Origin of the sequence: Lactobacillus sp. UMNPBX1, assembly GCF_002554085.1 — a bacterium.
Lineage (GTDB): Bacteria > Bacillota > Bacilli > Lactobacillales > Lactobacillaceae > Lactobacillus > Lactobacillus crispatus.
In genome coordinates this window covers 22,411-33,813 of the sequence record NZ_PCZI01000022.1, presented here as the reverse complement: position 1 = coordinate 33,813, position 11,403 = coordinate 22,411, and the positions used below count along the sequence as shown (strand labels likewise).

The 11,403-nt window shown below is 39.1% G+C and carries 8 protein-coding genes; 2 read left to right on the top strand and 6 right to left on the bottom strand.

What is annotated here, in order from left to right; genetic code table 11:
• Window positions 1-226 precede the first annotated feature (226 nt).
• Together CP352_RS09535 and CP352_RS09530 are read left to right on the top strand one after the other, a co-directional pair.
• Entirely contained in the window at window positions 227-598 is a 372-nt protein-coding gene (locus CP352_RS09535) for a helix-turn-helix transcriptional regulator (protein ID WP_005721887.1), read from the top strand.
• The gene (locus tag CP352_RS09530; RefSeq protein ID WP_089142927.1) at window positions 576-1,001 is read left to right on the top strand and encodes an ImmA/IrrE family metallo-endopeptidase; all 426 of its coding nucleotides are present in this window, start codon (window positions 576-578) and stop codon (window positions 999-1,001) included. Before CP352_RS09535 ends, CP352_RS09530 begins: the two co-directional genes overlap by 23 nt.
• A gap of 109 nt (window positions 1,002-1,110) precedes the next feature.
• On the opposite strand, the gene CP352_RS09525 is transcribed toward CP352_RS09530, so the two are convergent.
• The 6 genes from CP352_RS09525 to CP352_RS09495 all read right to left on the bottom strand — a co-directional run bounded on the left by CP352_RS09525 (window position 1,111) and on the right by CP352_RS09495 (window position 11,402).
• The gene (locus CP352_RS09525) at window positions 1,111-2,670 is read right to left on the bottom strand and encodes a ClC family H(+)/Cl(-) exchange transporter (RefSeq protein WP_023487811.1); all 1,560 of its coding nucleotides are present in this window, start codon (window positions 2,668-2,670) and stop codon (window positions 1,111-1,113) included.
• Between the two features lie 102 nt (window positions 2,671-2,772).
• Window positions 2,773-4,176, bottom strand: coding sequence for an NADP-dependent phosphogluconate dehydrogenase (gene gndA / locus CP352_RS09520; protein WP_005723621.1), 1,404 nt, complete (start codon window positions 4,174-4,176; stop codon window positions 2,773-2,775).
• Window positions 4,177-4,947: 771 nt separating this feature from the next.
• Window positions 4,948-6,756, bottom strand: coding sequence for a pyruvate oxidase (gene spxB, locus CP352_RS09510; protein WP_089142926.1), 1,809 nt, complete (start codon window positions 6,754-6,756; stop codon window positions 4,948-4,950).
• Window positions 6,757-7,124: 368 nt separating this feature from the next.
• Complete coding sequence (mnmG, locus tag CP352_RS09505) at window positions 7,125-9,023, bottom strand: tRNA uridine-5-carboxymethylaminomethyl(34) synthesis enzyme MnmG (RefSeq protein WP_035442900.1); 1,899 nt, start codon at window positions 9,021-9,023, stop codon at window positions 7,125-7,127.
• Between the two features lie 7 nt (window positions 9,024-9,030).
• Window positions 9,031-10,416, bottom strand: a complete 1,386-nt coding sequence (gene mnmE, locus CP352_RS09500) for a tRNA uridine-5-carboxymethylaminomethyl(34) synthesis GTPase MnmE (protein WP_089142925.1) — start codon at window positions 10,414-10,416, stop codon at window positions 9,031-9,033.
• A 110-nt stretch (window positions 10,417-10,526) separates the two neighbouring features.
• On the bottom strand, window positions 10,527-11,402 hold the full coding sequence (locus CP352_RS09495) for a membrane protein insertase YidC (RefSeq protein WP_005721891.1): 876 nt from the start codon (window positions 11,400-11,402) through the stop codon (window positions 10,527-10,529).
• Window position 11,403 lies beyond the last annotated feature (1 nt).

The window sequence follows — 11,403 nt, the reverse complement described above, 5'->3', positions numbered from 1 at the left end:
CTTGTAAATGGTGAGAAAAACGCTTAAGCTTGAGATAGTTCAATTAGATCAGACTCTTTTCTATTTAAATTACTTACAACTTGAGTCTAGTCTAATTGGACTTTTTTATTAACTAAAACGATTTAACTAGCACCACGCGTACTACAAGCTAATTAACTAATTATGTCAACAGCTAAAAGCTAAAAAAGCTAACTTTTTTCGAACAAATATTCATGAAAGGCTTGGTATGATTGAGTTAGAGCGCACAAAAGAATTAGCAAAAAAATACAAAATGAATCTCCGTGAAGTAAATGACAAGGCAGGTTTAGGTAGAAATTCCATCTATAATTGGAAGAATCAAAGACCGGGAATTGATGCACTTAATGCAGTCGCAGATGTACTACATACGTCAGCCGATTATTTAAGTGGTAAGACAAACAATCCTAGCCCATCACCTAAAGGTGATGAAACTGGTGGTATTTCTATTGATGGTGAAGTACCATATTTCTATCATGGCTACACTATTCCAGAAGACTACCTGAACATAGTTCGTCAACTTATGGAACGTGATATCAAAAAAGGACTTATTAAACGACATGACAACAGCAGATCAGAATAAACAAAAACTCATAGACTGGTTATTAGCCTATGCTAAAAAACGTGATATTATGGTTGAATTAGTTGAAGTAAATCCAACTTACCCATCCATTTCTTTAAAGAACTATAGATTCGCTGCCATTAATACTAATTGGCATCATCAAGAAGAAGTACCATTTTCAATAGGTCATGAGATTGGTCACATTATGCTGACTAATGGTGAAGTAGATTCTCGTCAATATATCACTTTTACAGAACAGAGTTCCGAAGAAAGTCCAGCAGACATCTTTTCAATAAAGCTAATCTATAATTACTCCTGCAAAATGGGTGACTGCTTCGAAGATCCAGGTTTATTTATGCAAGCATACGGGATACCAAATCGAGTAGCTGATGCAACTAAAGAGATATTTAAGCGAGCAGCTTAACCATCAACTTCTATATTTATTTGATTACTAAAAGTTTTAGCATTAGTTTTTACACTACTTAAAATCCAATTAAACAAAAAATCGCTACTCAATTGAGTAACGATTTTTTCTATCCATCCAGTTCAACGCCTTGCAAGTCCTTCATCTTGCTATAAACTGCGCCACGTTGACTTGAATCAAACTCTAGAATAAGCATATCGCCACCGCGAATAATTGTCTGTCCATTAGGAATAATTTCATCCCCATCACGGTGAATAGTTCTCACCCTAGTATCAACCGGCCATTGAACCTCAGAAATAGTTTTATCAACTAGTCTACTGCTCTCATAGACCGGCAGAGCCATTGTATCAGCCTGACCAGTATAGTTAGCCTTATGGTCACTACTCTTGTCCATAGCGGCTGCTAGCAGCCCGTAGATAGGCTTACCGCCAAGAAGTTCATCAACTAATAACGCAATGAAGGCCACCACAGCTAATGGCATCAAGTGAAGCAAGGACCCTACCATCTCAGTAATTAAGATAATCGCCGTAAATGGTGCACGAATGATTGCTGCAAAATATCCTGCCATTGAAAAAATCACTAGGTTAACTACTAAACGCTGCGGTAACAAGCCTAACTGTACCATCATCAGTCCATAAGTTGCACCAATCAAAGCGCCCATTGTCAAAATTGGCAGGAAGATACCACTGGGAAGACCTGAATCATAAGCAACAATGGAGAAAACAATTCTCATGACATAAAAGAATGCCAAAAGGCCGACTAGCCCCCAACCAGTTTTAGTAATCATGTTAGGTAAAGATAAGATTAATCGATTACCTGGACCCGTAATCAGTGGCCAAAAGTAAGCGATCGGAATCAAAATTGCCAAGGGGATCAAACCATGAAGCCAACGGGGCAAAAAGGTGATTTTAGCATAGACCTTCTTTAAACTAAATAAACCAACTTTATATAAATGACCCAATAAGCCTAATAAAATCCCTAAGATAAGCAAGTGCCAGTACAACGAAATCGGAAATGAATAGTTATATTGAATTGCTAGGGCGTGACGAATGCCAAACAAGTTTGAAACGACAAAATTTGAAGCAATTGCGCCAGCTAAAGCATTCATCCAAACTAATGGTGAAAAGTTATGGAATACTTCTTCTAAGACAAACAAGGCACCACTCAAAGGAGCGCCAAAAGCGGCAGACAAACCACTTGAAGCCCCTGTTGCAAGCAGAATTCTAGTTTTTAATTTGTTCTGCTTGCATCCCTGAGCAACACCTTGACCAATTGTCGAGCCCAGCTGCAATGATGGTCCTTCTGGTCCTAGGAATAGCCCTGTGCCGATAACCAAGATACCACCGATTAATTTCCGCCATAAAATTGGAAACCATTGTAGTGATAGCTTCCCTTGCAGTTGCAATTTTACTTCTGGAATACCAGAACCACCAACATGGGGATATTGTTTAACAAAATAACCAGCAATTACCGCTACCGCAATAAAGCCAATGATAATCGCAATAAACCACAACGGATTCTGGTGCGCTAATTGAAACAAGTATAACCAAAAACCAGATGTCTTTTCGATTCCAAATCTAAATAAACCAACTACTACGCCGGTACATATTCCGACAAGTAGTGCTTGGAGCAACAGTTTAATATTAGTTCTGTTTGCCTCGTCTTTCATTACTTTCTCCCTCACAATAAAAAAAACGTGTCACAAACTATTGTACAACAAAAAGCCAGCTAGAAATGTTCTAACTGACTTTTTTGTTTCATGTGAAACTAATTATTTTTCTTCATACCATTCGGTGTGGAAGACGCCTTCACGATCATTTCTAAGGTAAGTGTGCGCACCGAAGTAGTCACGTTGGCCTTGGATCATATTAGCTGGCAAGTTTGGATTAAAGATTGATTCCAACCAGTTAAGAGCTGCGCTCAAAGTTGGAGTTGGCACACCACACTTAGTAGCAAATTCAACTGACTTACGCAAAGCTGGCAAGTTTTCCTTCATCAAGCCGCGGAAATAATCGTCTTGGAATAGGTTCATTAGCTTGCCGTTCTTGTCATAGGCTTTTTCAATATCCTTAAGCATTGCGGAACGAATGATACAACCTGCTTCCCAATCTTGAGCAATTGACTTGTATCTTAAGTCCCAATCATAAGCTTCAGCAGCCATTGTCAATTGTTGGAAACCTTGAGCATAGGCAACAGCTTGGGCTAATTGCAATGATTTTTCGAATACGTCAACCATATCATCAGGAATTTCACCATTGTATTCAAACTTAGTTGGTTTAACGCCCTTTTCAATTGTCAAGTGTGCTTGCTTACTCATGAAACGTGCCATTACAGCCTCGGCTACCACCGTTACAGGAGCGCCAAGTGCAACACCATCTTCGAGCATCCAGTTACCAGTACCTTTGTATGAAGCAACGTTCAAAATGTGATCGATTACGTGATCTGGCGTTAAATCATCTTTTTGTGCCAAAACCTTTGAAGTGATTTCGCTAAGATATGCTTCTACCTTACCATGATTCCATTTATCAAAAATTTCTGACATTTCATCATCGCTCTTGTGAGCAACGTCACGGAGTAAGTTGTAAACTTCTGAAAATTCCTGCATAATACCGTATTCGATACCATTGTGCACCATTTTGACATAGTGACCAGCACCTTCAGGTCCCATGTAGTAGACACATGGCTTGCCTTCAGTATTCTTAGCGGCAATAGCTTCAAGAATTGGAGCAACTTCCTTATAGGCTGGTTCATCACCACCTGGCATCAAAGCTGGACCATTCAAGGCACCCTCTTCACCACCGGAAACACCCATACCGATAAAGTGAATGCCGTGCTTTTCCATTTCGTGGAAACGACGGTTAGTATCGTGATAATTTGAGTTACCACCATCGATTAAAATATCGCCTTTATCCAAAAGCGGCAGCAATTTTTGCAAAGTTTGGTCCACTGGATCGCCTGCCATAATTTGAATCAAAATCTTGCGTGGCTTTTCAAGTGAGTTTACGAACTCTTCCCAGGTGTAGCAAGGCTTTAATTTATCATCTTCATATTTTGCGAAAGCATCAACTTCTGGCTTGTCGATTGAGAAACCTGAAACGGAAAAGCCGTGGTTTCTAACATTTAAAGCAAGGTTTTTGCCCATAACAGACAAACCAATAACGCCGAATTGTTGCATGTTTAATAATTCCTCCATTAATCAAAGTTCATCAAGTATTATTATACGTTCATGCACGCAAAAAAGCGAAGCCAAAAGGTTCCGCTTTTTAAAATCTAGTTAATAATTTTTTTGTTATTGGGTAAAAGTGTTTCACACACTGCTCGATAATATTTCCTAGGAAATATTACTTTTATTGATCAATACCCCAAAGTAAAATGTTAAATGCTAATGGTAATGTATCCATCCTTTTTAGCCTGTTTTAAAGATGCTAGAACAAATTTACGTTGTTGACCCTTTAGCTTTTTGGCTGCTTTAACAGCTAAATTAAAGTCATACTCGTTTTTTCTAATAGCATTTTTTGATAACTATCTTTGCCCACAGAAATAGGTTGAGAATCGGAGTTTACAGTTACAATGTAGCTCCACTTGCTAAGTCGAGGAATATTTTTAATTGTTATAGCTTTATCAAACTTAGCTACTGCAGTTGAATTGCTGTTGTCTGCAGCGTTGGCAGTGACAGACGATGCTGAAGTAAAGCAGTAGCAAGTAAACCAATTAGAGCTTTTTTAGATTTCATAATTTAGCATCTTTTTACACATAGTGCTTATTGGCTAATAAGCATTAATTCATATCCAACACTGTCTATTATAAGCATCTGTATTCTATTTACTAGCCAACAGACTATTTTATATTTGAAATCGTATATAAAATGAGGCTATTTCCCAGGAAATATTTTCCCATACAAAAAAGCGGGACAAACGTCTCGCTTCTTTATAATTACTCAACCAAATTAGTGTTGTGAAGCACCGGAAACTGTATCAGGAGCAGGATCCTCTTCTGGTTCTGATTCTTCATGTTGAGATGCACCTGTTGCAGCGTCAGCTTCTAAGCCGTACTTTTCTGCAAAGTAACTGAATGGCTTCAAGTCTTCAGCTTCATACTTCTTAACAAAGGCTGGGTCGTCAAGTGAGTTCAATTCAGTTGAGTAAGGCATTTCGTGAGTGTACTTGACGTCGATCAACATTGGACCGTCCATCTTCTTGAATTCGTCGACAGCATCTTCGAATTCCTTCTTGGTGCGAACCGTTACACCCTTAACATTCATACCTTCAGCAACCTTTGCCCAGTCGTTATCAGGGATAATAACACCAGATAATGGTTGGTGAGATTCATCTTCTTGTTCTGCTTGAATGTAACCTAGTGTTTCGTTAGTAAATACAATATTCAAAACATGCATGTTGTAACGAGCCATAGTAAGAAGTTCTTGGTTCATCATAGCAAAACCACCGTCACCAGCTAATTGCCATACTTCACGGTCTGGGTAAACAGTTGCTGCAGTAAGAGCAGCTGGAGCACCATAACCCATAGTTGCGTGCAAGCCTGAAGTAGTCCACTTTTGATCATCATGCAAGTTCAAAAGACGGCATGAGTCAACGTTAACGTTACCAACATCAATAGCAAAGATGGCATTGTCATCAGCCTTCTTGTTGATAACATCCCAGATTGGTTCAGGACGTACAGGCATTTCATCTGAGTTCTTAAAGCTTGCTTGCCATGCATCCCAGTTCTCACGGTCTGCAATAGCAGCCTTGTAAAGTGGTGATTCGCTACGTTCTTCACCAGCGTCAATAATTGCTCTCAAAGCCTTCTTAGCATCTGCAAGCATTGAGACATCAGTTGAGTGACGCTTACCAAACTTAGCTGAATCAACATCAATTTGAATAACCTTAGCATCCTTAGGGAACCATAAAACTGAGAATGGTGAGTTGTTACCTACCCAAACAACTAAGTCAGTTGCGCTTTGGACTTCTTGAGCAGCCTTAGGTCCGATACGGCCGATAGTACCCATGTATGCTGGGAATTTGTCTTCTACTACACCCTTGCCTAAGTATGATGACATAATAGGGGTCTTGAACTTTTCAGCAAATTCCTTAACTTCTTCACCAGCATCCTTTGCACCTAAACCAATGTACATGGTTGGGTTCTTAGCTTCTTTCAAAAGCTTAACAGCTTCTTCAACTGAAGCCTTAGTTGGTGCTGGATAATTGTCTGCTGGATGAGCATCCTTGTTTACACGGAAGGTGTCATCAATCTTTTGCCAACCGTAGTCCTTAGGAATAATGATAACTGCAGGACCCTTTCTTGCGTAGGCTTGACGGATAGCTTCATCAGTTAAAATTGGAATTTGTTCAGCGGTCTTAGCTTGGCGGCACCAAACACTAGCGTTCAAGAACCACTTGTCTTCATCAAAAGCTTGGAAGAAGTCAATATCTTGACGGCTAGTTGGAACGTTAGCAACAATTGCTACCATTGGAGTCTTGTCAAACTTAGCATCATACAAACCATTGAATAAGTGGGCAGCACCAGGACCAGCTGAACCGAAACATACACCCAACTTACCAGTTAACTTATATTCTGCAGAAGCAGCTAAAGCACCAGCTTCTTCGTGACGTACTTCAATAAATTTCATCTTATCTCTAAAGTCATAGATAGCGTTCATACTTGAGTCGAATGAACCACCTGGGAAACCGTAGATATGATCAATTCCCCAATCGTAAATAACTTTAAGCATTGCATCAGAACCATTAATTTTTGTCATATAAGTGCATCTCCTTAACTTTTGTTCTTTCATAATGTATTAAAACACTTTTTTTCACATTTGCAAACCGATAAAATCACCGTTATTACGCAAATGAAAACGCTTTTGTAATAATAATTACTTCACAAGCTTTACCAAATTCAATATCTCAAAAAGCTGAATGGTAGCGTTTTATATTGTGATTTGATGAACATTATTATACTAAATTTCACTTATTTTATGTATATTCATTGTTACTTATAGTAAAAATTTAAGAAAAAATTTTTTACAATTTATTTCATAGCTATACAATTTAGAAAAACGTTATTTTATAATTTTGCGCATAAAAATAACGTAGAATACTATTCCTACGCTATTTTTGTGCTATTCTACTTTTTCACTCTAGAGTAACGCCCATTTTGAATGTAAACACTCAAGATTGCCAAGTCAGCTGGGTTAACTCCTGAAATTCGTTCTGCTTGAGCTAAAGTTTCAGGACGAATTTTTTCAAATTTTTGTCGTGCCTCAGTAGCTAAACCTTCGATTTGGTCATAATCAATATCTGCTGGGATTTTTTTGGCTTCTTGTCTCTTTAAGCGAGCAATTCTGGTTTCTTCTTTCTTGATATAGCCAGCATACTTGATACCAATCTCAACTTGTTCTTTAACGTAACGATCGCCTGGAACTTTTTCACCAGTTAACCGTTCAATATCAGCAATAGTAACATTAGGGCGACGCAAGAAAACATCGGCCTTAACACCGGCCTTCATCGGTTCCTGACCAATACTTTGCAAAAATTCCTGCACTTCATCAGTTAAATGAACCGTAATTTCATGCAGTCTCGTCTTTGCATCTTCAATCGCATGCTTCTTTTCTTCAAATCGTGCGAAGCGTTCGTCAGAAATTAAGCCCAGATCATGACCATATTCAGTCAAACGCAAGTCTGCGTTATCATTGCGTAAAATCAAACGATATTCTGCTCTACTAGTAAGTAGACGATATGGTTCATTCGTCCCTTTGGTTACCAAGTCATCGATTAACACGCCAATGTAAGCATCGTTACGGCCTAAGGTAAATCCTGGCTTATCTTGAGCAGATAATGCCGCATTAATTCCTGCAATTAAACCTTGACCAGCTGCTTCTTCATAACCTGATGTTCCATTCATCTGGCCTGCAGTAAATAAATGCTTTACGTTTTTGGTTTCCAAAGTATGCTTCAATTGCCATGGTTCAACCACATCGTATTCAATTGCATATCCTGGTCGCATCATTTCCGCATGTTCTAATCCCGCAACAGAATGAATCATCTTTAATTGAATTTCTTCTGGCATTGAAGTTGAAAAGTCGCCTACATAAACTTCCTTGGTAGTCTTTCCTTCTGGTTCAAGGAAAATTTGGTGGCGATCCTTATCTGCAAAGCGGACAACTTTGTCTTCAATTGAAGGACAATAACGTGGGCCTACACCCTTGATAATTCCAGAGAACATCGGTGCACGGTCAAGATTGTTTCTAATAATCGTGTGTGTGGTTGGATTAGTATAAGTCATCCAACAAGAAATTTGTTTTTGTAAATAATCTTCATCACGACTTTCATATGAAAAGTGCCGTGGGGTTTTATCACCAGGTTCTTCCTCAGTTTTAGAATAGTCAATTGTATTGCCGTTAACACGTGGAGGAGTACCGGTTTTAAAACGACGCAGCTTAAAACCTAACTTTTCTAGATTTTCCGACAGCTTAATTGAAGGAGTAGTGTTATTTGGACCTGAAGAATAAGTCAATTCCCCAATAATAATTTTACCGCGAGCCGCTGTACCTGTAGTCAAAACAACGCTTTTAGCATGATACTTCGCACCAGTATTGGTAATCACACCTTTGCAGACGCCATCTTCAACTACCAATTCATCCACGATAGCCTGACGCAAGGTCAAGTTGGGCGTATTTTCGATCGTATCCTTCATGTGTTCATGATATTGCCACTTATCAGCTTGAGCACGTAGCGCACGCACAGCTGGCCCCTTACCCGTATTTAACATCCGCATTTGGATATAGGTAGCATCAATGTTCTTTCCCATTTGACCACCTAAAGCATCAATCTCACGGACAACTGTCCCTTTAGCTGGTCCACCAACAGATGGATTACATGGCATAAAGGCCACCATATCCAAACCAATCGTAACCAGCAAAGTTTTTTGTCCCATGTGGGCACTTGCTAACGCAGCTTCACATCCAGCATGCCCAGCACCGACAACGATTACATCATATTCATTTGAATCATATGTTTTAACCATTTTCATCCTACTTTCCTAAACAGAATTGACTAAATAATTGCGTGATTAATTCATCTGGGGCACTTTCACCAGTGATTTCACCTAAAGTATCCCAAGCACCAGTAAAATCAATTTGTGCAATATCAACAGGGACGCCATCTTCAACTGCTTGAATTACATCTTCCAATTCTTTCTTAGCCTTATGCAATAAGGAAGCTTGTCGTTGATTGGTTACCATAATTTGATCATTAGAATTTTCAATCCCAGCAAAAAATAGCTTATTAATCAATTCTTCAAGCGCATCTAAGTTTTGTTCTTTCAAAATCGAAGTTGAAATAACATCACTACCCGTTAGTTTCTCCATCTCAGTAGTTGTTATTTTTTGACCTAAATCCGACTTATTTAAGATCACGATTCGCTTCTTGTCCTTTGTTGCTTCAATTAAGGCTTGATCTTCAGCTGTTAATGCTTGACTAGAATCGATTAACAACAAGACCAGATCTGCTCGCTCCAAGGCCTTTTTTGATCTTTCTACACCAATTTTTTCCACCTTATCTTCAGTGTGGTGGATTCCAGCAGTATCAATTAGCTCTAGCGGTACTCCTTTTACAGACACATATTCTTCTAACGTATCACGCGTTGTTCCAGCCACATCGGTCACAATCGCTTTGTCGCTTTGAGTCAGATAATTCAATAAAGAAGACTTTCCCACATTAGGACGACCAACAATTGCAGTAGCCAAACCATTGCGCAAGATTTTTCCTTCTTGTGCTGTCTTCAATAAGCGATTAATTTTATCAATTACTGATCTAGATGTGTCTGCCATCTGTTTTGCGGTAACAGTATCTGCATCATACTCTGGATAATCGATATTAACCTCAACGTTAGCCAAAGTATTCAGAATTTCCTGCCGCATTGCCTGAATCTTGTGTAACAATCCACCAGCTAATTGACCAACAGCCACTTGTCGTGCCTTATCCGTCTTGGCCCGAACGATATCCATCACACTCTCAGCTTGAGTTAAGTCAATTCGTCCGTTCACAAAAGCACGTTTAGTAAATTCACCAGGATCAGCCATTCGCGCACCGTGACTCAGCAACAATTGTAAAATATGATTAGTTACAACGATTCCGCCATGGCAATTGATTTCTACAATATCTTCACGTGTAAAGGTCTTGGGCGCACGCAGCACTGTCACCATTGCTTCATCAATCGTTTTCCCAGTATCCGGATCGATAATATGACCATAGTGAATAGTATGTGTCGGCACCTTGCTTAGATCTTCGCCTTTAAAAACCTTATCAGCAATCTTAATTGCATCCTCACCAGACATTCTTACGATTGAAATTCCGCCTTCACCGATGGGGGTTGAAATTGCTGCAATAGTATCGAACTCTGTCAAAGTTTGAGCCATAATTCTTCCCTTTTCTCAATAAAAAAAGCGCATTATACCACCACGAATAACCATGATGGATAAAGCACTTTGACTACTTTATCTAAAAATCATTTTAGACTAATATTCTTTTATTTCTTTTTGCGTCCTAAACGCTTGTAAGCCCTTCTTAGTTTACGTTTGCGTTCACGCTCAGCCTCAGCCTTTGCTTCTTGCTCTCTTCTATATTTAATAGGGTTTTGCAAGATAAAGGTTTGAAGCGCCTGGAACAAGTTGGAAATTACCCAGTAAAGTGTAATAGCTGACTGGAAGTTTAAGGCCATCACACCAACCATGATAGACATTCCGTACATCATTACTTTGGTCATTCCATTTTGCGATGATTTTGGCGTCGATAATTGACTAATATACGTCGATAAGAACGTAAAGATCATTGCTAAAATAGGCATGATGTAATATGGATCGGGCTTGCTTAAATCCATCCATAAGAAGCGCCCAGTTTGTAACTGCGGTGTACGTAAAATCGCACCATACAGTGCATACATAACTGGCAACTGGATCAGGACAGGCAAACATCCAGTATAAGGATTTACGCCTGCTTCTTTATAAAGCTTGTTAGTTTCTTGTTGTAATAATGTTCTTGATTCAGTGTCACGTCCTGGATATTTCTTACGCAACTCATTAATTTGTGGTTGAATGCTTTGCATCTTAGTAGTACTTCGAATTGAAATAGCATTCAAAGGTACTAAGATGACACGAACAATGACGGTGAAGACAATAATTGCCCAGCCATAACTGTTCCCCATTAACTTAGCTAGCCACAAAATAAAAGCTGACATGTAATAAACGATCCAACGGTCCCACCAATTACCACTTGTATGTGAGATTGGCGTTGCTTGACCATTTGCTCCCGTAGTAGCACATCCTGTCAATACAACAGCAAGTATTGCTACTGCTAAGACTGCAAGAAGACGTTTGACATTTCTCTTGGTCAGAATGTCCTTCAAT